Genomic DNA, 24,520 nt, shown 5'->3' with positions numbered 1-24,520 from the left:
CCCACGCAGAGCGTGGGAACGATCAACATGAGCTCAAAAGCTGCGCTTAGTCGAACGTGATGCCCTGCGCCAACGGCAACTCCAGCGAGTAGTTCACAGTGTTGGTCTGACGGCGCATGTAGCCGCGCCATGCGTCGGAGCCCGACTCACGACCACCGCCAGTTTCTTTTTCGCCACCAAACGCGCCACCGATTTCTGCGCCGCTCGGGCCGATGTTGACGTTGGCAATCCCGCAATCGCTGCCCACCGCCGACATGAATTGCTCGGCTTCACGCACGTCGGTGGTGAAGATGCAGGACGACAGGCCCTGTGGCACGGCATTGTTCAAGCGCAAGGCTTCGTTGAAATCGTTGTAACCGATCACGTACAGAATCGGTGCAAAGGTTTCATGGCACACGACGTCACTTTGCTCCGGCATTTCAACAATGGCCGGTGCAACGTAGTAGGCATTCGGGAATTTGTCTTCCAGTTGGCGCTTGCCGCCAAACACACGGCCGCCTTCGCTCAAGGCCTGCTCCAGCGCGTCCTGCATGTTGTCGAAGCTGTGTTTATCGATCAACGGGCCGATCAGATTGCCTTCCAGTGGATGGCCGATGCGCACTTTGGAGTACGCAGCCTTGAGGCGAGTGACGATCTCTTCCTTCACCGATTCGTGCGCGATCAAACGACGCAGGGTGGTGCAACGCTGACCGGCGGTACCGACGGCGCTGAACAGGATGGCGCGAACGGCCATGTCCAGGTCGGCGCTTGGGCCGAGGATCATCGCGTTGTTGCCGCCCAGTTCCAGAATGCTGCGAGCAAAACGCGCGGCAATTTTCGGCGCCACTTCGCGGCCCATGCGGGTGCTGCCGGTGGCGCTGATCAGCGCGACACGCGGGTCATCAACCAGCGCTTCGCCGGCATCACGACCGCCAATGATCACTTGGCTCAAGTGGGGTGGCGCGTCGCTGAAATTTTTCAGTACGCGATCGAACAGCGCCTGGCAGGCCAGCGCGGTCAGCGGGGTTTTTTCCGAAGGTTTCCAGATCACCGGGTTGCCGCAGACCAGCGCCAGCGTGGTGTTCCAGGCCCAGACCGCGACCGGGAAGTTGAACGCACTGATCACGCCGACGACGCCCAGCGGGTGCCAGGTTTCGCGCATGTGGTGGCCAGGACGCTCGGACGCAATAGTCAAACCGTACAACTGACGGGACAGACCGACCGCGAAATCGCAGATGTCGATCATTTCCTGAACTTCACCCAGGCCTTCCTGAGTAATCTTGCCAGCTTCCCAGGAGACCAACTCACCGAGGTCAGCCTTATATTCACGCAGAATGTCGCCCAGTTGGCGCACCAGTTCGCCACGGCGCGGCGCCGGGACCTTGCGCCACAATTCGAACGCATGATCGGCACGACTGATGTGCTGCTCGACTTCAGCGGCGCCTTCCCAGTTCACGGCGGCAATCTGGCTGCCATCAATCGGCGAATGCACCGGCACTTTGCCGTTCTGGTACAGGGCCGGGTTCACACCAAGACGATCAAGCAATGCGGCAACCATGGGTCACTCCTCAAGCGAAAAACACAAAGGGTGCAGCCGGAATAATCACGGCTGATCAGACCTGTAGTTTTAGCTTCCCGAAGGCTACCCAACAAACGACCTTTAAGAGAGATATCATTCCGTTTATTCATGCTGCGAATTGCTGGTCAGTAAGAAACAAGAAAAAGGACTACCCATGCTGAATAAACGCTACCTGCCGTCGATCACAGCACTGCAGTGTTTCGAGGCCGTGACCCGGCATTTGAGCTTCACACGCGCCGCCGAAGAGCTGAACCTGACCCAGAGCGCCGTCAGTAAACAGGTCGCGCAACTCGAAGAGTTGTTGCAGCACTTGTTGTTCCGTCGTGTGCGCCGACGCCTGCAAATGACCCCGGCCGGTGATTTGTACCTGGTGGAAGTACGAAAAATCCTCACCCAGGTCGAAATGTCGACCCATTACCTGCGCTCCTACGGCGGTGAAACCGAAGTCTTGCGCGTCTCGACCCCACCGACCTTCGGTGCGCGCTGGCTGGTCCCACGCCTGAAAGGCTGGCGCCTGCGCCATCCGTCGATCCATCTGGACCTGTGCAGCGAGCAGGAAGCCGACGATTTGCTGCAAGGTCGCAGCGACCTGGCGTTTTACTTCGGCCAGGGTTCACGGCCCGGCACTGAATGCCTGAAGCTGTTTGGCGAGGAACTGGTGCCGGTCTGCGCACCGGGCAGCCTGCCGGACACGCCGTTCACCGATCCGACGCAACTCACCGACCTGGTCCTGCTGCAAAACGCCTCCCGCCCCCAGGCGTGGCACGACTGGTTCGACAGTCAGGGCTACCACACCGAGCACAGCTACCACGGCCCGCGTTTTGAAACCTTTTATATGTGCATCCGTGCAGCGCAAGTCGGCTGCGGCGTGGCACTGTTGCCACGGTTTCTGGTGGAAGAGGAATTGGCCGACGGCAAACTGGTCATTCCCTGGCAGCATGCAATGCCCAGCACGGATGCCTATTACCTGGCGTATCCCGAGCATTCGGCAGAAGTGCCCAAGGTGCGCGATTTTGTGAAATGGATGCTGGAGCAAGTCGACAACCCCACCTCCCCCGACTGACACAGAAATTGCTGGCAATACCCACCACCGATATGCGCCACTATCCCCATTCAATGCGGAGAACCCCGTTATGAGCGAGAGCGTGTTTGGCGATCGCATCGTGCAGAACCTGCTCGACACCGACTTCTACAAACTGACGATGATGCAGGCCGTGCTGCACAACTACCCGAACGTCGAAGTCGAATGGGAGTTTCGTTGCCGCAACAGTGAAGATTTGCGCCCGTACCTGGCGGAGATCCGTTTTCAGATCGAGCGCCTGGCCGAGTTGAGCCTGAGCCCTGATCAATTGAGTTTTCTGGAGCGAATCAGCTTCCTGAAACCGGATTTCCTGCGGTTTCTCGGATTGTTTCGCTTCAACCTGCGTTACATCCACACCGGCATTGAAAACGACGAACTGTTCATCCGTCTGCGCGGGCCGTGGTTGCACGTAATCCTGTTCGAAGTGCCGCTGCTGGCGATTGTCAGCGAAGTGCGCAACCGCTATCGCTACCGGGAAATAGTCCTGGAACAGGCACGCGAACAACTCTATCGCAAGTTCGACTGGCTGACCGCCAACGCCAGCAGTGACGAATTGTCCGAGTTGCAGGTCGCCGATTTCGGCACGCGCCGTCGCTTTTCATACCGCGTGCAGGAGGAAGTGGTGAACGTGCTCAAGCACGATTTCCCCGGACGCTTCGTCGGTACCAGCAACGTGCACCTGTCCAGGGAGCTGGACATGAAACCGCTGGGCACTATGGCCCACGAGTGGATCATGGCCCATCAACAACTCGGCCCACGACTGATCGACAGCCAGATTGCCGCGCTCGATTGCTGGGTACGCGAGTACCGCGGCCTGCTCGGTATCGCCCTGACCGATTGCATCACCATGGATGCCTTCCTCGGCGACTTCGACCTGTTTTTCGCCAAGCTCTTCGATGGCCTGCGCCACGACTCGGGTGATCCGGTGCTATGGGCCGAAAAAGCCATCGCCCATTATCACAAGCTCGGCATCGACCCGATGAGCAAGACGCTGACATTCTCCGACAGCCTGACACTGCCCAAGGCGCTGGAGATATTCCGCGCGCTGCGTGGTCGGATCAATGTCAGCTTTGGGATCGGCACTAACCTGACGTGTGATATTCCAGGTGTCGAACCCATGAGCATCGTGCTTAAAATGGCAGCCTGCAACGGCCAGCCCGTCGCGAAAATTTCCGATGAGCCTGGCAAGACTCACTGCAAAGACCCGAATTTTGTCGCCTATTTGCGACACGTGTTCAAAGTACCTGCCGCCCTATCCAGCACATCAAGCAAGGAGTGAATTCATGCAAGCCGTACAGCGTGAGATTGCTGAGCAGCTCAAGGTTCAACCGCCATTTGCCGACGAGGCCGCCCTTGAGGCAGAAGTCGCCCGGCGGGTCAGTTTCATTCAGGATTGCCTGGTCAATTCCGGTCTCAAGACCCTGGTGCTGGGCATCAGCGGTGGCGTCGATTCCCTGACCGCCGGCCTGTTGGCCCAACGAGCCATGCGTGAATTGCGTGAGCGCACCGGCGACAAGGGCTACAAATTCATCGCCGTGCGCCTGCCGTACGAGACTCAGTTCGATGAACATGACGCTCAGGCCTCAGTGGATTTCATTGCCCCGGACGAGCGCCACACCGTGAACATCGGCCCCGCGGTCAAATCGCTGGCCAACGAAGTCGCCGCCTTCGAAGGCAAGCACGCGGTCTCGGTGGATTTCGTGCTCGGCAACACCAAGGCGCGGATGCGCATGGTCGCTCAGTACACCATCGCGGGCGCAGCCCACGGCCTGGTGATCGGCACCGACCACGCAGCAGAAGCCGTGATGGGTTTTTTCACCAAGTTCGGCGATGGCGCCTGCGACCTGGCGCCACTCAGCGGCCTGGTTAAAAATCAGGTCCGCAATATCGCCCGCAGTTTCGGCGCACCGGAATCGCTGGTGGAAAAAATCCCGACAGCCGATCTGGAAGACCTCTCGCCGGGCAAACCGGACGAAGCGTCGCACGGCGTGACCTACGCCGAAATCGACGCATTCCTGCACGGCGAGCCGGTGCGTGAGGAAGCGTTCAAGATCATCTGCGACACGTACAAAAAGACTCACCACAAGCGCGTGATGCCGTTTGCACCTTGATATTTGGGGGGCAGGAGACGCCATCGCGGGTTTGCCCGCGATGGCCGATGACACGGCCAAATGCAGGACACAAAAAAAGCGTCCCAAGTGGACGCTTTTCTTTGGATCGCTCGCTCTCTGCGCTGAATGATCTCAACGTTTTTCAAAGTAACAAGACGAATAGAACGAAAGACCTTAAAACGACGTAGGGCTTTTCCCAAATCAATGGATGCCCATTGATCAAAAGAAGGCACCAGCACAGAGTCCATTTCCGCCTACTCTCCGGACTCCAGAATGGCCCTCCTACCGAACGTCATCCGACACATTGCTGCCGCGCTGACCCTCGCTTGCTGCCCTGTAGCAACCCTCGCGCAGACGCAGACGCCAGCCTCAGGCAATACTCTACTTCCCGATTTCTTTTCGTTGAGGAGCGAGACGATACGTTGCTCATGGCAAACGATGCCGACCCCGGAAGCCAGCCAGATGAGCGATTGCCTGCCACCCGGAGAAAATGCTGTCGGCCATCCACTCGAGCATGCGAATCAAAAACATTTTTTAGACAGGAACGAGGAAAGAGCCCGCATACCTTCGATCGGATTCGAACTCGACCTCGGTACGTTCAGATCTCTGGAACCTTAGTTTTAAAATCCAAGGTTCCAGAGCGCCGGATTACTTCAGCGTCACAGTGCCTTTCATCATCGCGATATGGCCCGGGAACGAGCAGAAGAAGCCATAGGCTTCGCCAGCGGCCAGCTTCGACACGTCGAAGGTCACCGAGTCCGTTTCGCCGGCACCGATGATTTTGGTGTGGGCGATGATGCGTGCATCACCTTCCGGCAGATAGTTCTTGTCGATACCAGCGGCCAGGCCAGCGCTGGCAATCGTCTGCATATCTGCTTCTTTGCTCAGCACCCAGTTATGGCCCATGACGTTCTTCGGCAGGCTGCCGGAGTGAGTCAGTTCGACAGTGAACGTTTTGCAGCTCTTGTCGATCTCAATGGCCTTCTTGTCGAAGGACATCTGATCAGTGGAGTCAACGGTGACTTTGCATTCTGCAGCCATCAATTGACTACTGGCCAGTGTCAGCAGGGATACCGCAACAAGTTTGGCAAACATGGTGAATCTCCAAGGCAGGGTTAACAAAAGTGCGAATGGACAGAAGACTGCCTGAAATCTTCGCAAGTTCCTATGACCTGAATCATAAATTGTATACAACTTTCAGGCTATGACACCTATCGACACAATCTACCAGCCAAGTGTCTGGTACGGCCCTATCATCAGGCCGTCATCACTCATCTGGAGCGCCGGTCATGTCCTTCAATAGCCTGTTGTGCAGTTTGCTCGCCGCATATGCCTGTGGCGCCAGCGGTACCTACGAAACTCCCAAACGCGAAGTTTAGACCTTGGAACGCTGCGTGCCTGCCTTTACTCTGTGGCCATCCTGACCATGGAGAAAAACATGTCTTTGAAGTCTGTTTGTGTATTTTGCGGCGCCAGCACCGGCACCAACCCGGCTTATCGTGAAGCGGCTGCCGCCCTGGGGCGAGCATTGGCTGAGCGCAAGCTGACCCTGGTGTATGGCGGCGGTGCCGTCGGCTTGATGGGGATTGTCGCCGATGCGGCATTGGCGGCCGGCGGCGAAGTGATCGGGATCATCCCGCAAAGCCTCAAGGACAAGGAAATCGGCCACAGCGGCCTGACGCGCCTGGAAGTGGTCGACGGCATGCACGCGCGAAAGGCGCGGATGGCCGAACTCAGCGACGCGTTTATCGCCCTGCCCGGCGGTCTCGGCACGCTGGAGGAACTGTTCGAAGTCTGGACCTGGGGCCAGCTCGGCTACCACGGCAAGCCGTTGGGGTTGCTCGAAGTGAACGGTTTCTACAGCAAATTGACCGGTTTTCTTGATCATATCGTCGGCGAAGGCTTCGTTCGCGCACCACACCGTGACATGCTGCAAACGAGCGAATCGCCGCAAACCCTGCTCGACGCACTGGACGCCTGGCAACCGTCGGTCCCGCCAAAATGGACCGATCAAAAACCCAGCTAACGGCTTGGCACCGATACAGGGCAGAATATGCGCCGCTCAACCTCACCTTCGACCCCAGAGGATCGCCCATGGCTAAACCTAATTATTCCTTCGCCAAACGTCAGAGAGACTTGGCCAAGGAGCAGAAGAAAGAGGAAAAGCTTCAGCGCAAGAAAGCTACAGCTGAAGAAGACGCCGCAGCACTGAACCCCGATGCCGAAGGCGACGTGGCTACAGACGAAACTGAAGCACCGAAAGATCAGGCGCCCGACGCCTGAGACCCTCAGGGCCGGATGATCTGATCGGGCCCACCGGATCTGTGTCCAGGGTCAGCAGTTACTTTGCTGACCCTCACAGTCCCCCTCTGAAATGCCCTCCAAAAAACACTGCATATTCCCTGTGGGAGCGGCGATGCGGCGATCCGACTTGCTCGCGAAGGCGGTGTATCAGCTACATAAGTAACGACTGACACTCCGTCTTCGCGAGCAAGCCCGCTCCTACATCTATGGATCTTTGTTACTCCAATGGCATCACGGTGACGCGGACTTCCGGGTCATGATTGCCGCCGCCCAGAATCACCCCACGCAACGGCGAAACATCAGAGAAATCCCGGCCCCATGCCAAGGTGATGTGTTCGAGCGCCGGTTGTATGTTGTTGGTCGGGTCAAAATCGACCCAACCCAGTACCGGGCAAAACACCGAGATCCAGGCATGCGACGCATCGGCGCCGATCAGCCGAGGCTGGCCCGGTGGCGGTTGTGTCAGCAGATAACCGCTGATGTAGCGAGCGGCCAACCCACGGGAGCGCACGCACGCCAGCATCAGGTGGGCGAAATCCTGACAGACGCCACGCCGGCGCTCCAGCACTTCCACCAACGGCGTCGCCACTTGGGTCGCTTCGGCGTCGAAAGTGAATTCGCTGAATATTTTCTCCATCAGCGCCTGTACACCCAGCAACAGTGGTCGGCCAACCGGAAAGCAGCTCTCGGAAAACTCGACGAAATTGCGCTTCAAATGCACGTAGGGTGATTCGAATCGATAACGGCACGCTTCAAGCAGGTCAGACGACATTGGCTGACTGCTGTAAGTCAGCGCGTCGCGGGTAACTTCCCAGGCGGGTGACTGAGTGAAATCCAGCGTTGGCCGGGCCAGGACTTCGACCGTGAGACTGGCATTGACCAGCAACTCATCATGCGGGCGCTCAAACGCCAACCGGGTCAGCGGATTGCCAAACACATCCAGCTCATCCCGGCGCGCGGTCGGGTCAGGACTGATCTGCAATTGTTGGGCGGTGCAGCGCTGCCAGGCACAGGGTCTCGGCCATAGATGCGCGAGCTGCTGGGCCAGCGACACCGGGCTGTCGTAGTGATAATGGGTGTCGTGGAAAATCTGGTAATGGGCACTCATCAGACGGACACCGTGCGCTGGCTGACATCATCTACATGGGCGAAATGGCGCAACGCCAGGCGATCCGACACTTGCCCACTGGCATCGGCGATTTCTTGCAGCAAATCGGCCAGACCATCGAGCGCGGCACGAACACTGGTTTCGCCAAACAACGAATTCTCCAGACACCCCAGATCAAACCGCGCCAGTCGCTCCACCAACAGCGGCAACCCTTCTTCACGAGGGGCACCAAAGTCGTCATTCAAACGTTTCAAGGTTCGAGTCACCAGCTTCAACTGGAACAGCACGGCGTGAGGGTTTTGCTCATCGAGCAGCAACAGATCGAGCACCGGCAGCAGTTGCGCCACCGCCAGGTACCGCGAACGGTAGGTGATGCTGCTGTTGCCCAACTCCAACAACCATTCCAGGCCCGCCTGATCGAAAGCCCCGGCACCGCGCAGAAACGCCGCCAGGCTGCCACTGAGAAACTGCAACCGCTCGATCCGCCGACCGATCATCAGGAAACGCCAGCCTTCGTCCCGGGTCATGTCGTCCAGCGCGAAACCTGAAAGCGCTGCCAGCGACATCACCAGGCGATTGAGGAAATCCAGCAGCTCACCGAAATCGGGCTCACGGGTTTCCAGCTCCATGGCCTCACGCTGCAACTCCACCAGCGCCTGCCAGTTTTCCCGCGAGAGTTTGCCGCGCACTTGCGAGGCGGCCCACTGCAAGCGTTGCAGATTGGAGCGCAGGCTGAAGGGCCAGTCTTCACCGAGCAACGCCGCCAACAGGCGTTCCGGCAGTTCGCCCTCATCGGGCAACAGGTTCAGCCGCTCACCGAGGTCAACGGCCGCCTGCAAGGCTTGCGGATCATCGCCGTCCACGTAGCGTGCGAGCATGATCCGCAGCAGTCGCGCACTGTCATCGCAACGTTCGCAATAGCGGCCAAACCAGAACAGGTTTTCCACCACGCGCGACGGCAGATACGGGTCTCGCCGCACCAGATCATGGACGCCAATGGTGCGTTGGGTTTTCCATTGCTCGCCGCTGGGAGGACGATCACCCAATACCCACGTGTCCTTGCTCGCACCACCGCGCTGCATTGACACCACTTCAGCATCCGCTTCGGCAGCAACCCGGGTCAGACCGCCGGGTAAAACCCGGTAGCCGTCACGGCTGGCCACTGCGTAAACACGCATGCCGATGGCTCGCGGTTGCAATTGACCGTCCTCCGCTTGCCAGACAGGCGCCTGGGACAACTGCGCCATTTCTTGCGCGACATAGGCATAAGGACGTGCCTGCATGCGTTCGGCCAGGGCTTCGCGCTGTTTTTCACTCAAATCGCCGCCAAATACAGGTGCGAAGCTTTGCGACGGGAAGGCCGGTTTGATCATCAACTCCGACAGTTTTTCCAGCGCCTGGGCCAGTACCGGCGCCTCGCCGCACCACCAGGTGGCGATGGACGGCAGGATCAGTTCTTCGCCGAACAGGAATTGATTGATCTTCGGTAGAAAGCCCAACAGTCCCGGCGACTCCAGCACACCGCTGCCGAGTGCGTTGGCCACCAAAACCCGTCCCTGCCGCACGGCTTCGAGCAATCCCGGTACACCCAGTGCGGAATCAGTGCGCAATTCCAGCGGGTCGCAGAAGTCATCGTCAAGCCGGCGCATGATCGCGTGAACCCGGCGCAAGCCGCTCAGGGTTTTCAGATAAACCGTGGCATCACGCACCGTCAGGTCGCCGCCCTCCACCAACGGATAACCGAGCTGACGCGCCAGATAAAGGTGTTCGAAATAGCTTTCGTTGAACCGCCCCGGTGTGAGCAACACGATCAGCGGCGCGTCGTCATCACTCGGTGCCTGCCTGGCGAGCGTTTCCTGAAGCGTGCGGAAGAACCCGGCCAGATGCTGCACTTTCAAATCGCGGTACAACTCGGGAAAGGCCCGGGACACGATGGTGCGGTTTTCCAGGGCATAACCGGCGCCGGACGGGGCTTGAGTGCGGTCCGCCGTGACCCACCAGCGACCATCGGGTGTGCGCGCCAGATCCACTGCGTAAAGATGCAAAAACGCCCCATCCGGGGGCGTAATGCCCTGACAGGGCCAGAGGAAATTGTTATGTCCGAACACCAGTTCCGCTGGCAGCAGTCCTTCGGCAATCAATCGCTGCGGGCCATAGAGGTCCGCCAGCACCGCATTGAGCAAACGCGCCCGCTGGGCGATACCCGCCGATAACTGCCGCCACTCATCCGCTGCGATCACATGTGGCAGCAGATCCAGTTCCCACGGCCGGTCTGCGCCTTTGGGGTCGGCGTAGACGTTGTAGGTCACGCCGTTTTCCTGGATCTGGCGGGTCAACAAGGCCTGACGCTGCACCAATTGCGAAGGCGTGCTGCGTTGCAATTGGTCGAGCAGCCGACGCCAGTGCGGGCGCACGGCGCCGCTGTCGTCGAGCAGTTCGTGGTAAGTGCCCGTTGTCAGCGGGTAGCGATCAAGCAGGTCAGGCATGGAAAGCTCGGCAGACAGCAAGGAACGGTCAGACTAGCGCAGGCACATGACGCCCGGATATACGAAAAGTCCGAGCGTCGTGTACGGTTTAGAAACGTCGCAAATCGAGTGTCATCGGCAGCTCGTCGCTCATCTCCACATTCGGTACAGGAAGTTTCCCTGGCGTGTGTCCGATGCGGAAAAACCGCGCCATTCGCCGGCTCTCGGCCTCGTTGGCGTTCACCGGCAGGCTGTCGTAGTTGCGCCCACCCGGATGGGCCACGTGGTACTGGCAGCCGCCCAGTGAACGTTGCATCCAGGTGTCGAGCAGGTCGAACACCAACGGCGCATGGACCGGGATGGTCGGGTGCAGGCAGTTGGCCGGTTGCCAGGCGCGAAAACGCACGCCGGCGACAAACTCGCCGACCCGCCCCGTGGGTTGCAACGGCACCGCAACGCCGTTGCAGGTCAGCAGATAACGTTGCGGCGCCAGCCCTGTGAGCTTGACTTGCAAGCGCTCCAGCGACGAATCCACATAGCGCACCGTGCCGCCGACCGCCCCCTCCTCGCCCAGCACATGCCAGGGCTCCAGCGCCTGACGCAATTGCAGCTCAATGCCACTGACCGCGTAATCGCCGACCTTGGGAAAACGGAACTCCAGATGCGCGGCGAACCACTCGGCCCGCACCGGGTAACCGGCCGCATTGAGATCAACGATCACATCGGCGAAATCCTGTTCGATGAAGTGCGGCAACAGGAAACGGTCGTGCAACTCCGTGCCCCAACGCGCCAGTTTCGGCGGCGCATAGGGCTCGCGCCAGAACCGCGCCACCAGTGCCCGCAATAACAACTGCTGCGCCAGGCTCATGCGTGCATGCGGCGGCATTTCAAAGGCACGCAACTCCAGCAATCCGAGGCGTCCGGTAGCACCGTCCGGCGAATAGAGTTTGTCGATGCAGAATTCGGCCCGGTGAGTGTTGCCGGTCACGTCGATCAGCAGGTTACGCAGCAGCCGATCCACCAACCACGGCGCGCACTCCTCGCCGGGGTCGGGCATCTGGGCGAATGCGATTTCCAGCTCATACAAGGCATCGTTGCGCGCCTCATCGACGCGCGGCGCCTGAGACGTCGGGCCGATGAACAACCCGGAAAACAGGTAGGACAGGGACGGATGGTTATGCCAGTAGCTGATCAGGCTACGCAGCAGATCGGGGCGACGCAGGAACGGTGAGTCCGCCGGGGTCGCGCCGCCCAACACGAAATGGTTACCGCCACCGGTTCCCGTGTGCCGGCCATCGATCATGAATTTTTCGGTGGTCAATCGGGTCTGGCGCGCTTCTTCGTACAAAAATTCGGTGCGCTCGACCAATTCATCCCAGTTCGCGGACGGTTGCACGTTGACCTCGATCACGCCGGGATCCGGGGTGATCCGGAAATTGCTCAGGCGCGGATCGCTCGGCGGCTCATAGCCTTCCAGCAACACCGGGCAATGTAATTCTTCAGCGGTAGCTTCGATGGCGCTGACCAGCTCCAGGTAATCCTCGACCCGTTCCAGCGGTGGCATGAACAAGTACAACCGCCCTTCCCGGGCCTCAGCGCAGAAGGCCGTGCGGGTCAGCCAGTCGGCGGACTCGTCAATCTTTGGCTCTCGCTCTTCGGTGACCGCGCCAGTGCCCTGGCTTTGCAGTTGTGCGGTGTCGGGCAGCGCCGGGAAATCCTGATTCGGATCCGCGGGATGAATGAACGGGTACTCCGCCGCTTTGACCCAGGGTTGCGAGCCGAGTGGCAAGCGGTAGCCCAGCGGCGAATCCCCTGGCACCAATCGGCAATGTTCCTCACGCAAATACCAGCGGCCGCTTTGCCATTGATCGCCCTTGGCAGTGCGCGCCAATGGCAGCACATGGCCGATGACTTTATCCAGGCCTTGGCTGAAGACCTTGCGCAGTCGCGCACGCTCCAACGGTTCTTCCAGTCGTGAGTCTTCGGCGCTGACGTTTTGCGGCAATGTGCCCTCACGCCAGAGGTAATAGAAATTGTCTTCGTAGGCCGCGAATACATAGCGTGTGGGAATCTTCAAGCGCTCGGCCACACTCGCCAGAAACCGTCCGGCCAGTGCGCCATCGGCGCCGTAGTCTTCCTGCTCATCGGCAATCAACGCACCGTTGTGCCAGATCGGCACGCCATCACGGCGCCAATAGCAGTTCAGTGACCAGCGCGGCAGTTGCTCGCCGGGGTACCACTTACCCTGACCGAAATGCACCAGGCCTTTGGGGGCGTAATGTTTGCGCATGCGCTGGAACAGCTCGGCGGACAGGCGACGCTTGTCCGGCCCCAGCGCAGCGGTGTTCCATTCGGCGCCGTCCGGGTCATCGATGGACACAAACGTCGGCTCGCCGCCCATGGTCAGGCGCACGTCACCCTCCAACAAGTCGGCATCGATTTGCCGACCCAATGCCTGGATCGCCTGCCATTGATCGTCGGTGTAGGGTTTTGTGACCCGTGGCGCTTCCCAGATCCGTTCAACGGACATTTCGTGGGTGAACTCGCATTCGCACGGTTCGACCAAGCCACTGATCGGCGCTGCAGAGCCAGGATCAGGACTGCACGCCAACGGAATGTGCCCTTCACCGGCAAACAGCCCTGACGTCGCATCCAGGCCGATCCAGCCGGCACCGGGCAAGTACACCTCACACCACGCGTGCAGGTCGGTGAAGTCCACTTCAGTGCCTGACGGACCGTCGAGGCTTTTGACGTCGGCGGTGAGTTGAATCAGATAGCCCGAGACGAAACGCGCCGCCAGGCCGAGGTTACGCAGCAGTTGCACCAGCAGCCATGCCGAGTCGCGGCAGGAGCCGGAGGCCTGCTCGAGGGTGTGCTCGGGCGTTTGTACGCCCGGCTCCATGCGAATCAGATAGCCAATGTCTTCGCTCAGGCGCTGGTTCAGCGCAACCAGAAAATCCACGCTGGGCAGCGGCGTGCGGTCAATGCCGTCCAGGTAGGTTTTGAACGTCGGCGTCAGGGGCAAGGTTTCCAGGTACGGCGCCAGTTCTTTGCGCTCGTCGGCGGCGTAGGCGAAAGGGATTTTCTCCGCGTAGGGCTCAAGGAAGAAGTCGAACGGATTGAAGACCGCCATTTCCGCGAGCAGATCGACTTCGATCCGCAGTTCATCGGTTTTCTCCGGGAACACCAACCGCGCCAGGTAATTACCCTGGGGGTCTTGTTGCCAGTTGATGAAGTGCTGCTCGGGCGAGACTTTCAGCGCGTAGGACAGTATCCGCGTGCGACTGTGGGCGGCCGGGCGCAGGCGAACGATCTGCGGCCCCAACTCGACAGCGCGGTCATAGCGGTAATGAGTGACGTGGTGCAATGCGACATGAATCGACACGGCGTGCCTCCTGCGAGCCCTAAGCGTATTTGAAAGCGCGCAAGACTTATGCCATCGCGGCAACGCTGGCGCTTTCTCCATTTGCTTGAGGCAGTACAGCACCAAAATCGGGCGATGCGGGAAATAGGTTGGGCGCAGTTGCACGCAAATGTTGCGAGGAAGGGGGGTGGGCGTGATCGTTCCCACGCTCCCGCGTGGGAATGTAGCCCGTGGCGCTCCGCGTCACTGGACGCGGAGCGTCCCTAGAGGCATTCCCACGCGGAGCATGGGAACGATCAGGTTGGCGTTCTGTTCAGTTCAAGCGCGACTTAGCGCGGTACGACTGGCTTGCGGGCGGGTTTAGGACCTTTGCCTTTGGCTGCGTCCTTGCGCTCCTTGGCCGCCTGCTGGTTGCGGGCGAACGCCGCAGCCTTGGCCTGTTCACGCTTGTCCCACGGGTTAGCACCATCGCTGGCACGTGGTGGCAGACCGGTGTGCTGGGTGAGGATCTTGGTGGTCTTTTCACCTGCAACCTTGTGGCTACCGGCCGGTGTCGAGTTTTTGCGACGGGCGCTCTGGTAGCTGTCGGTCGACGGCTGGTGCAGCGGGATCAACTGGTTCTTGCCCGGTCCAATCAGATCGGCGCGGCCCATACGGGTCAGCGCTTCACGCAGCATCGGCCAGCCTTTCGGGTCGTGATAACGCAAGAACGCCTTGTGCAGACGACGCTGCTCTTCGCTCTTGACGATGGTAACCGCGTCAGACTTGTAGGTGACCTTGCGCAGCGGGTTCTTGCCCGAGTGGTACATCGCGGTGGCAGTAGCCATCGGCGACGGGTAGAACGCCTGCACCTGGTCGGCACGGAAGCCGTTGCCCTTGAGCCACAGCGCCAGGTTCATCATGTCTTCATCGGTGGTGCCCGGGTGGGCGGCGATGAAGTACGGAATCAGGTACTGCTCTTTCCCGGCTTCCTTGGAGTACTTCTCGAACATGCGCTTGAACTTGTCATAGCTGCCGATGCCCGGTTTCATCATCTGGTTGAGCGGACCTTCCTCGGTGTGTTCCGGGGCGATCTTCAAGTAACCACCGACGTGGTGGGTCACCAGCTCTTTGACATATTCCGGCGACTCGACCGCGAGGTCGTAACGCAGGCCGGAAGCGATCAAAATCTTCTTCACACCCGGCAAGGCACGGGCGCTGCGATACAGCTGAATCAGCGACGAGTGGTCGGTGTTCAGGTTCGGGCAGATGCCAGGGAACACGCACGATGGCTTGCGGCACGCGGATTCGATTTCCGGGCTCTTGCAGGCGATGCGGTACATGTTCGCGGTCGGGCCGCCGAGGTCGGAAATGACGCCGGTGAAACCCGGCACCTTGTCGCGGATCTCTTCGATTTCGCGAATGATCGACTCTTCGGAGCGGTTCTGGATGATCCGGCCTTCGTGCTCGGTGATCGAACAGAAGGTGCAGCCGCCGAAGCAGCCACGCATGATATTCACCGAGAAACGGATCATGTCGTAGGCCGGGATCTTTTCCTTGCCGTACGCCGGGTGCGGTATGCGCGCATAAGGCATGCCGAACACGTAGTCCATTTCTTCGGTGGTCATCGGAATCGGCGGCGGATTGAACCAGACATCGACTTCGCCGTGCTTCTGCACCAGCGCACGGGCGTTGCCCGGGTTGGTTTCCAGGTGAAGCACACGGTTGGCGTGAGCATAAAGAACCGCGTCGCCACGGACTTTCTCAACCGACGGCAGACGAATCACAGTCTTGTCGCGGGTCATTTTCGGGCTGGCCAGGATCTGCACGACCTTGGCTTCAGTCGGATCTTCAACCGGACCTTTTTCCTGCTCGATGGCGCAGGCCTGGGTGTCCTGGGTGTTCACGTACGGGTTGATGATCTTGTCGATCTTGCCCGGACGGTCGATACGCGTGGAGTCGACTTCGTACCAGTCTTTCGGCGTATCGCGACGGATGAACGCGGTACCGCGCACATCGGTGATGTCTTCGATTTTGTGACCGTAGGACAGACGCTGGGCGACTTCGACGATGGCACGTTCGGCGTTACCGTAAAGCAGGATATCGGCGCAGGCGTCGATCAGGATCGAGTTGCGAACCCGGTCCTGCCAGTAATCGTAGTGGGCGATGCGGCGCAGGGAAGCTTCGATGCCACCGAGCACGATCGGCACGTTTTTGTAGGCTTCCTTGCAGCGCTGGCTGTAAACCAGGCTGGCGCGGTCCGGACGTTTGCCCGCCATGCCGCCAGGGGTGTAGGCGTCATCGGAACGGATTTTCTTGTCGGCGGTGTAGCGGTTGATCATCGAGTCCATGTTGCCGGCCGCGACACCGAAGAACAGGTTCGGCTCGCCGAGTTTCATGAAGTCGTCTTTGGACTGCCAGTCCGGCTGGGCAATGATCCCGACGCGGAAGCCTTGCGACTCCAGCAGCCGGCCGATAATCGCCATGCCGAACGACGGATGGTCAACGTACGCATCACCGGTGACGATGATGATGTCGCAGGAATCCCAGCCAAGCTGATCCATCTCCTCCCTGCTCATCGGCAGGAATGGCGCTGGACCGAAGCATTCGGCCCAGTACTTGGGATAGTCAAATAACGGCTTGGCTGTTTGCATGACGATGACCGGTGTTGAGATGAAAAATCGCGGGCGCGGAATATAGCACAAAAAATAACCAATTCCGACGGCTATGGTCGGAAATTGGTGTTGGCTCAAACGCGGCGCATGAACGAGGACTGCGTTATCGTTCATCGCGAGCAAGCTTTGCTCCTACAGGCGGTTTGCGAACACCTGTAGGAGCAAAGCTTGCTCGCGATGAGGCCACATCAGACGCGGAGTAACTTACTCGTCGTCGAAGTTGTAGCTACCCGGCGCCAGGTTTTCGAAGCGGGTGTATTTGCCGATGAACGCCAGGCGTGACGTGCCGATCGGACCGTTCCGCTGCTTGCCGATGATGATCTCGGCGATGCCTTTGTGCTCGGTTTCCGGGTGATACACCTCATCCCGGTACACGAACATGATCACGTCAGCATCCTGCTCGATCGCTCCGGATTCCCGGAGGTCGGAGTTGATCGGGCGTTTGTTCGGTCGTTGTTCCAGGGAACGGTTGAGCTGCGACAGCGCCACTACCGGGCAGTTGAATTCCTTGGCCAGGGCTTTCAAGGAACGGGAGATCTCGGAAATCTCGTTGGTCCGGTTGTCACCGCCGGAACCTGGGATCTGCATCAATTGCAGGTAGTCGATCATGATCAGGGCGACGTCGCCGTGCTCTCGCACCAATCGGCGAGTCCGCGCACGCATCTCCGATGGGCTGATACCGGCCGTATCGTCGATGAACAGCTTGCGATCGTTGAGCAGGTTGACCGCCGAGGTCAGGCGCGGCCAATCGTCGTCATCCAGGCGACCGGCGCGGACCTTGGTCTGGTCGATACGACCCAGGGACGACAACATACGCATGATCAGCGATTCACCTGGCATTTCCAGCGAGTAAACCAGTACGCACTTGTCGCTGCGCAACACGGCGTTTTCCACCAGGTTCATCGCAAAGGTGGTTTTACCCATGGACGGACGGCCGGCGACGATGATCAGGTCGGACGGCTGCAGGCCGCTGGTTTTCTCGTCGAGGTCGGTGTAGCCAGTGGATAGGCCGGTGATGGCGTTGTCGGTGTTGAACAGCGTATCGATGCGGTCGATGGCCTTGGTCAGCAGGTCATTCACGCTCACCGGGCCGCCGGTTTTTGGCCGGGCCTCGGCGATCTGGAAGATCTGCCGTTCGGCTTCGTCGAGAATCTCTTCAGCCGTACGGCCTTCCGGGTTGAACGCGCTGTCGGCAATTTCGGTAGCGATACCGATTAGCTGGCGCAAGGTTGCCCGAGCGCGAACGATCTGTGCGTAAGCCTTGATGTTGGCGACGGACGGCGTGTTTTTTGCCAGCTCACCCAGGTAGCCGAGGCCACCGACTTGCGATGTCTGACCTTCCTTGTCCAATTGCTCGGCAAGGGTCACGACGTCGATCGGCGAGTTCTGGTCTGCCAGCTTGGCAATCGCGCGGAAGATCAGGCGGTGGTCATGTCGATAGAAATCGCCGTCCGACACTTGATCGAGCACGCGTTCCCAGGCGTTGTTGTCCAGCATCAAGCCACCGAGCACAGCCTGTTCGGCCTCGATGGAGTGCGGAGGCACCTTCAGGGAAGCGGTTTGCAGATCATATTGCTCGGGAGCGGAGATATCGTTCATGGCCACTTGAAATTGGAGGTTTCAGAAAGACAAAGGGCACGACCTGTAAACAGGATCGTGCCCGATGTTAACCGTCTGACGGGCAAGCCGCCAGCCGATCTGGTGTTGCTTAAGCTGCTACCACGACAACGCGTACGGTGGCTTCAACTTCGGCGTGCAGGTGCACGGCTACGTCGAATTCGCCTACGTTGCGGATGGTGCCGTTCGGCAGACGAACTTCGCTTTTTGCAACTTCAACGCCAGAGGCGGTCAGTGCATCAGCGATGTCGTGGGTGCCGATCGAACCGAACAGCTTGCCTTCGTCACCAGCGGTGGCAGTGATAGTCACTTCCAGCTCAGCCAGTTGGGCGGCGCGGTTTTCAGCCGAAGTCTTACGGTCTGCTGCGGCTTTTTCCAGCTCAGCGCGACGCTCTTCGAACGCAGCCAGGTTGGCTGGGGTCGCAGCGGTAGCTTTGCCGTAAGGCAGCAGGTAGTTACGACCGTAACCAGCCTTAACGTTCACTTTGTCACCCAGGTTGCCCAGGTTGGTGACTTTTTCCAGAAGGATCAGTTGCATGTGAAAATCCTCTTAACTTTTAACCTTCACCGTTCGCGTTATCGGCATCTTTCGGTGCCGAACGACCGCGAAAATCAATCAGGCTGTCGACGATGGCCAAGACCACCAGCAACGGATAGATCAGCTGCATGAACAGCAACAGCGTGACGTACAACCCCACCAGCCAGAACCTGGCCAGTCGCTTTTGCGCCACCAGCCCGTGAATCAGGGCCAGCCCGGCGAACACCAGCGGTACGCTGCACAACGGCGTTAACATGGCCATCTGTGGACCGATGTTCGGCCCCAGAAGCATGCACGCCAGCAGCAACATCGCCGGCAAAAACGGGAAACGGATGGCGCGAAACTCGCGACCAAAACCACCCGGGTTGTACAACAACGCCTGCCAGTAGCGCCCGACAATCAGGCTCAGCACACTGACGATTTGCAACAATGCCGCAATCAGGCCGGTCAGGACCGGTGCAATCAGGGACGCAAAATGCGCTTGCTCGTCTACCGATAACTTCTCGTAGACATCACCGAGTAGCGACGGCATGACTTTTATCAACGCCTGCGCCAGCATCTCGATTTGGGGACCAAAAGTCGCCCCCAGCACCACCGAAAACACCACTCCCATCGCTATGCTGACCAGCAGCACGCGGTCCCAGGATTCGCTTGCGCGCAAAACCAACGCAAGGCTCGAAGAACCCAACAGCACCAGAAGTGCCCGAGGGTCATCCGAGTAAAGCCACCAGATCAACGCCGGCAGCATTCCCAGGGCAAGGACGCCAACGGCGTCCTTCAATCCGCGCCGCAGAAGCACAAGGCATCCTGCGGCAGCACCCAACCAATACAACAACGGCAATGTTACGCATCCAGCCACTACGAGAGTGGCCTGCATGCGGCCGCGCATGATGAACTCAGCTATGGCGCGCATGCATTCAATCCTTTGCTACGAGTCGACTGCCCGGTCTCAGCGGCCGTGGCTGTCGGTGTAGGCCAGCAGGGCCAGGAAGCGGGCGCGCTTGATAGCGGTGGCCAGCTGACGCTGATAACGTGCTTTGGTACCGGTGATGCGGCTTGGAACGATTTTGCCGGTCTCGGATACATAAGCTTTCAGAGTGTTGAGATCTTTGTAATCGATCTCTTTCACGTCTTCAGCGGTGAAGCGGCAGAATTTACGACGACGGAAGAAACGTGCCATTTGATAGGCTCCTTAAAAGGTCCGTGGATTACTCGTCAGCGTTATCGCTGTTGTCGCTGTCATCACCATCAACGCCTTCGGCGTCGGAGTGCTCAGGACGGTCGCGACGCTCACGGCGCTCACTGCGGTTTTCTTCAGCCTTGAGCATCTCGGATTGGCCGGTAACGGCTTCTTCGCGACGGATGACCAGGTTACGGATCACTGCATCGTTGTAGCGGAAGTTGTCTTCCAGCTCGGCCAGGGCCTTGCCAGTGCACTCAACGTTCAGCATCACGTAGTGAGCCTTGTGAACATTGTTGATTGCGTAGGCCAGTTGACGACGGCCCCAATCTTCCAGACGGTGGATTTTGCCGCCGTCTTCTTCGATCAGCTTGGTGTAACGCTCAACCATGCCGCCGACTTGCTCGCTTTGATCCGGGTGGACCAAAAAGATGATTTCGTAATGACGCATGAATGCTCCTTACGGGTTGTAGCCTGCCGCTCAAAAGCGGTCAGACAAGGAGTGAATGACACTTATGGACTTGCCTGCGATAGACACATGCGTGCCTGCCGTCACAGCAAGGGGCGCAATTGTAGAGAAGGGACAGAAGAGGCGCAAGGCAATTGGTGATTATTTGAACAACCATCGATCTTTGCCCAGACACAAAACACTGTGGGAGCGAGACTGCTCGCGAAGGGGGCATAACTTTCAACATTGATGCTGAATGTTACGCCGCTTTCGCGAGCAGGTTCGCTCCCACAGGGACTACAACAGGATCAGGACTTCTTGGAAGCCCCGGCAGCTTTGACGCTACGCTGACGCTGAGCCTCGAACAGACACACGCCAGTCGCCACGGAAACGTTGAGGCTGCTGACGCTGCCGGCCATCGGCAGGTGCACCAGATAATCGCAAAGATCGCGAGTCAGGCGACGCATGCCGCTGCCCTCAGCCCCCATGATCAGGATGGTCGGGCCGGTCATGTCTTGCTGATACAGACTCTGCTCGGCTTCACCCGCCGTACCGACGACCCACAAGCCACGCTGCTTGAGTTTTTCCAGGGTGCGCGCCAGGTTGGTCACGGCGACCAACGGAATCACTTCCGCCGCGCCACACGCCACTTTTCGCACCGTCGGCGTCAGCGTCGCTGATTTGTCCTTCGGCACGATCACCGCCAGCGCACCGGCCGCATCGGCCGACCGCAGGCAAGCACCCAGGTTGTGCGGGTCGGTCACACCATCGAGCACCAGCAACAGCGGTGCTCCGTCGGTGCGATCCAGCAGCTCGTCGAGCATCGCCTCACCCCAGACCTGGCTCGGACTCACGTCCGCCACCACGCCTTGGTGCACGCCTTCAACCCAGGCATCCAGCTCACGGCGCTCGGCATTGCCGACGGCCACGCGGTTTTCGGCAGCGAGCGCGATCAGCGTTTGCACACGCGGATCACTGCGACCTTCAGCCAGCCAGATTTGCTTGACGCGTTTCGGGTGGTGACGCAGCAACGCTTCTACCGCATGCACGCCGTAGATCTTTTCCAACTGACTCATGACTTCGCCTTCGGTTTACGCGCCCCGCCACTTTTGGCAGCCGGGGCCGAACCCGCTTTTGGCGGGCCTTTACGGTGTTTGCTTGGTTTTGCTGGCTTGCCGCCGGGGGCCTTGTCAGGCGCCGACCGTCCGGTCTTTCCCCCAGACGCCGCTTTACCGCCGCTTTTCGCTTCAGACAGCAACGCCTGTTTCATTTCACGACTTTTGCGCAGCTCGGCGTTTTTCGCCGCCGCATCGCTTGGGCGATAGGCTTCTGGAGCCTTTTCCTTGGCAGGACGACGACCGGTTTTCGCCGGGGCCGGCTCTGCCGCTGATTTTGCAGAGGCGGCTGGCGCTGTAGCTTCAGTACCGCGCTTCTTGCGGCCAATCGGCGCGCTGATGGTTTTTTCAGCCATCTCAAAGTCGATCTTGCGCTCGTCGAGGTCAACGCGCATCACGCGCACTTCAACGGTATCGCCGAGGCGGAAGCTGCGGCCGGTACGCTCACCGGCCAGGCGGTGATGCACAGGATCGAAGTGGTAGTAATCGCCCGGCAGCGCGGTGACGTGCACCAGGCCTTCGACATAAATGTCTGTCAGCTCGACGAACAAGCCAAAACCGGTCACGGCGGTAATCACACCCGGGAACGACTCGCCAACGCGGTCCTTCATGAACTCGCACTTGAGCCAGTTCACCACGTCGCGAGTGGCTTCGTCCGCACGGCGCTCGCTCATCGAGCACTGCTCGCCGAGTTGCTCGAGGGCCGCCTCGTCGTACGGATAGATACGCGCCTTCGGAATGCTCATCGCACCAGCACGGCGAACGTGCGGGGTATCCTGCTTGGAATGGATAACGCTGCGAATCGCCCGGTGCGTGAGCAAGTCCGGGTAGCGGCGGATCGGCGAGGTGAAGTGGGTATAGGCTTCGTAATTCAGGCCGAAGTGGCCCTGGTTATCCGCGCTATACACTGCCTGACTCAACGAACGCAGCATGACGGTCTGGATCAGGTGGAAATCCGGACGATCCTTGATACCTGCCAGCAATGCCTGGTAATCCTTAGGCGACGGGCCGTCCTTGCCTTTGTGCAGGGACAGGCCGAGTTCGCCAAGGAAGGCCCGCAGTTTTTCCAGACGCTCCGGCGGCGGACCATCGTGGACGCGGTACAGCGCCGGGATTTCGTGCTTTTTCAGGAATTCGGCGGTGGCCACGTTGGCCGCCAGCATGCATTCCTCAATCAGCTTGTGTGCATCGTTGCGAACGGTTGGACGGATTTCGGCAATCTTGCGCTCGGTCCCGAAGATGATCCGGGTTTCCTGCGTTTCGAAATCGATCGCGCCACGCACATGACGGGCCGCCAACAACACCTTGTACAGCGAGTACAGCTGCTTGAGGTGCGGCACAACGTCGGTGTACTCACCGCGCAGCTTGCGCCCCTCGGTGGCTTTCGGCGTTTCGAGCATGGCGCTGACCTTGTTGTAGGTCAGACGGGCATGGGAGTGAATAACCGCTTCGTAGAAGCAGTAGTCGGTCATTTCGCCGGACTTGGAGATGGTCATCTCGCAAACCATGGCCAAACGATCGACTTGAGGGTTCAGCGAGCACAGGCCGTTGGACAGTTGCTCTGGCAGCATCGGGATCACGCGCTCGGGGAAATACACCGAGTTACCGCGAACCTGAGCCTCTGCATCCAGTGCCGAACCGAGTTTCACATAGCTGGAAACGTCGGCAATCGCCACGTACAACTTCCAACCGCCGGAGAACAGGCGCAGCTTGCCCGGCTTGGATTCGCAGTAAACCGCGTCATCGAAGTCGCGCGCATCTTCACCGTCGATGGTCACAAACGGCAGATGGCGCAGATCGATGCGCTTCTCTTTGTCTTTTTCTTCGACTTCCGGCTTGAGCTTGGCCGCTTCTTTCAAGACCGCTTCGGGCCAGACGTGAGGAATATCGTAGGTGCGCAAGGCAACATCGATCTCCATGCCCGGCGCCATGTAATTGCCCACGACTTCGACCACGTCGCCTTGCGGCTGGAAGCGTGGGGTCGGCCAGTGAGTGATCTTCACTTCAACGAACTGACCAATCTGGGCGTTGGCATTGCGGCCCGGCGTGACCAGCACTTCCTGCTGGATCTTCGGGTTATCCGCAACCACGAAGCCGATACCGCCTTCTTCGAAGTAGCGACCCACGATGCTCTCGTGAGCACGGGAGACCACTTCGACGATCATGCCTTCACGGCGACCGCGACGGTCGAGGCCGGAAACACGGGCCAGGGCACGGTCACCATCGAACACCAGGCGCATTTGCGCCGGGCTCATGAACAGGTCGTCACTGCCGTCGTCCGGGACCAGGAAGCCGAAGCCGTCACGGTGACCGCTGATGCGGCCCAGGATCAGGTCGAGCTTGTCCACCGGCGCATACGTGCCACGACGGGTATAGATGAGTTGTGCGTCGCGCTCCATGGCGCGCAGGCGGCGGCGCAGGGCTTCGATCTGGTCTTCCGTGGTCAGACCAAACTCTTCGACCAGTTGCTCGCGGTTAGCAGGCGAACCTCGATCAGCGAGGTGCTGAAGGATCAGTTCACGGCTAGGAATAGGGTTTTCATATTTTTCCGCTTCACGAGCGGCCTCGGGATCGAGGGACTGCCAATCGGCCATTAGAGAGTTTTCACCTTGTCTATATGCGGGTTAGTTTGGCATAGGCGTAATGAAACGGGAAATTTCAGGCTATGACAGCCCATCTAAAGCCCTTTATCGACACTGCAAAGCTGATTTGAAGACCACTGGCGAAATTTTCCAGGTTTTTTTGATTCCGGGGGTTTACAGTTAAAAAGACGCTCCGTATAGTGCGCGCCATCGACGACGCAGACGCGCTGCCGATACTGCCCAGATGGTGAAATTGGTAGACACGCCAGCTTCAGGTGCTGGTGACCGCAAGGTCGTGGAAGTTCGAGTCTTCTTCTGGGCACCAATTTCGAGCTTGAGATTAGTTCAATTTCAAGGCTCACACAAAAACCCGCGAAAGCGGGTTTTTGCATTCT

General features: G+C 59.3%; 18 protein-coding genes and 1 tRNA gene. 6 read left to right on the top strand and 13 right to left on the bottom strand.

Translation table 11 applies throughout. The annotated features are described in order from the left end of the window. Positions 1-46 precede the first annotated feature (46 nt). A complete protein-coding gene (gene amaB, locus C7534_RS07915) occupies positions 47-1,537 on the bottom strand; it encodes an L-piperidine-6-carboxylate dehydrogenase (RefSeq protein WP_109785452.1) in 1,491 nt (496 codons plus the stop codon). A gap of 175 nt (positions 1,538-1,712) precedes the next feature. Here amaB and C7534_RS07910 point away from each other — a divergent pair, with 175 nt between their 5' ends. From C7534_RS07910 to nadE, 3 genes are all read left to right on the top strand, one after another. Beyond that, positions 1,713-2,621 carry a LysR family transcriptional regulator gene (locus C7534_RS07910; RefSeq protein ID WP_109785451.1) on the top strand — a complete coding sequence of 303 codons (909 nt, stop codon included), beginning with the start codon at positions 1,713-1,715 and terminating at the stop codon, positions 2,619-2,621. A 70-nt stretch (positions 2,622-2,691) separates the two neighbouring features. After that, positions 2,692-3,918 carry a nicotinate phosphoribosyltransferase gene (pncB, locus tag C7534_RS07905; RefSeq protein WP_109785450.1) on the top strand — a complete coding sequence of 409 codons (1,227 nt, stop codon included), beginning with the start codon at positions 2,692-2,694 and terminating at the stop codon, positions 3,916-3,918. Positions 3,919-3,922: 4 nt separating this feature from the next. Continuing rightward, positions 3,923-4,750, top strand: coding sequence for an ammonia-dependent NAD(+) synthetase (nadE, locus tag C7534_RS07900; protein ID WP_077432378.1), 828 nt, complete (start codon positions 3,923-3,925; stop codon positions 4,748-4,750). A 648-nt stretch (positions 4,751-5,398) separates the two neighbouring features. Here nadE and azu read toward each other — a convergent pair. Next, entirely contained in the window at positions 5,399-5,845 is a 447-nt protein-coding gene (gene azu / locus C7534_RS07895; protein ID WP_109785449.1) for an azurin, read from the bottom strand. A 343-nt stretch (positions 5,846-6,188) separates the two neighbouring features. Between azu and C7534_RS07890 the strand changes: the two genes are divergently transcribed. Then, complete coding sequence (locus C7534_RS07890; RefSeq protein ID WP_109785448.1) at positions 6,189-6,776, top strand: TIGR00730 family Rossman fold protein; 588 nt, start codon at positions 6,189-6,191, stop codon at positions 6,774-6,776. 68 nt (positions 6,777-6,844) lie between these two features. Then, positions 6,845-7,033 carry a hypothetical protein gene (locus C7534_RS07885; RefSeq protein ID WP_046028429.1) on the top strand — a complete coding sequence of 63 codons (189 nt, stop codon included), beginning with the start codon at positions 6,845-6,847 and terminating at the stop codon, positions 7,031-7,033. 238 nt (positions 7,034-7,271) lie between these two features. On the opposite strand, the gene C7534_RS07880 is transcribed toward C7534_RS07885, so the two are convergent. The 11 genes from C7534_RS07880 to rnr all read right to left on the bottom strand — a co-directional run bounded on the left by C7534_RS07880 (position 7,272) and on the right by rnr (position 24,137). After that, positions 7,272-8,162, bottom strand: a complete 891-nt coding sequence (locus tag C7534_RS07880; protein ID WP_046028428.1) for a transglutaminase family protein — start codon at positions 8,160-8,162, stop codon at positions 7,272-7,274. Further along, entirely contained in the window at positions 8,162-10,648 is a 2,487-nt protein-coding gene (locus C7534_RS07875) for a circularly permuted type 2 ATP-grasp protein (protein WP_046028426.1), read from the bottom strand. The genes C7534_RS07880 and C7534_RS07875 overlap by 1 nt, the downstream gene beginning before the upstream one ends. Before the next feature lie 88 nt (positions 10,649-10,736). Then, positions 10,737-14,012, bottom strand: coding sequence for a transglutaminase family protein (locus C7534_RS07870; RefSeq protein ID WP_109785447.1), 3,276 nt, complete (start codon positions 14,010-14,012; stop codon positions 10,737-10,739). A gap of 308 nt (positions 14,013-14,320) precedes the next feature. Continuing rightward, the gene (locus C7534_RS07865; protein ID WP_109785532.1) at positions 14,321-16,624 is read right to left on the bottom strand and encodes a YgiQ family radical SAM protein; all 2,304 of its coding nucleotides are present in this window, start codon (positions 16,622-16,624) and stop codon (positions 14,321-14,323) included. A 225-nt stretch (positions 16,625-16,849) separates the two neighbouring features. After that, on the bottom strand, positions 16,850-18,244 hold the full coding sequence (gene dnaB, locus C7534_RS07860) for a replicative DNA helicase (RefSeq protein ID WP_007947521.1): 1,395 nt from the start codon (positions 18,242-18,244) through the stop codon (positions 16,850-16,852). A 109-nt stretch (positions 18,245-18,353) separates the two neighbouring features. Beyond that, entirely contained in the window at positions 18,354-18,800 is a 447-nt protein-coding gene (gene rplI / locus C7534_RS07855) for a 50S ribosomal protein L9 (protein WP_046028423.1), read from the bottom strand. A gap of 19 nt (positions 18,801-18,819) precedes the next feature. Next, a complete protein-coding gene (locus tag C7534_RS07850) occupies positions 18,820-19,713 on the bottom strand; it encodes a hypothetical protein (RefSeq protein ID WP_109785446.1) in 894 nt (297 codons plus the stop codon). 36 nt (positions 19,714-19,749) lie between these two features. Next, positions 19,750-19,980, bottom strand: coding sequence for a 30S ribosomal protein S18 (gene rpsR, locus C7534_RS07845; RefSeq protein WP_002551829.1), 231 nt, complete (start codon positions 19,978-19,980; stop codon positions 19,750-19,752). 28 nt (positions 19,981-20,008) lie between these two features. Next, positions 20,009-20,431 carry a 30S ribosomal protein S6 gene (gene rpsF, locus C7534_RS07840; protein WP_008035342.1) on the bottom strand — a complete coding sequence of 141 codons (423 nt, stop codon included), beginning with the start codon at positions 20,429-20,431 and terminating at the stop codon, positions 20,009-20,011. Positions 20,432-20,736: 305 nt separating this feature from the next. Beyond that, a complete protein-coding gene (rlmB, locus tag C7534_RS07835) occupies positions 20,737-21,504 on the bottom strand; it encodes a 23S rRNA (guanosine(2251)-2'-O)-methyltransferase RlmB (RefSeq protein WP_109785445.1) in 768 nt (255 codons plus the stop codon). Then, positions 21,501-24,137 carry a ribonuclease R gene (gene rnr / locus C7534_RS07830; RefSeq protein WP_109785444.1) on the bottom strand — a complete coding sequence of 879 codons (2,637 nt, stop codon included), beginning with the start codon at positions 24,135-24,137 and terminating at the stop codon, positions 21,501-21,503. Before rnr ends, rlmB begins: the two co-directional genes overlap by 4 nt. Positions 24,138-24,363: 226 nt before the next feature. Here rnr and C7534_RS07825 point away from each other — a divergent pair. Continuing rightward, a tRNA-Leu gene (locus C7534_RS07825) sits at positions 24,364-24,450 on the top strand. Positions 24,451-24,520: the final 70 nt, after the last annotated feature.

The organism is Pseudomonas sp. OV226, assembly GCF_003148705.1.
In the GTDB taxonomy this organism is placed as follows: domain Bacteria; phylum Pseudomonadota; class Gammaproteobacteria; order Pseudomonadales; family Pseudomonadaceae; genus Aquipseudomonas.
This window is presented reverse-complemented; position numbering and strand designations above follow the sequence as displayed.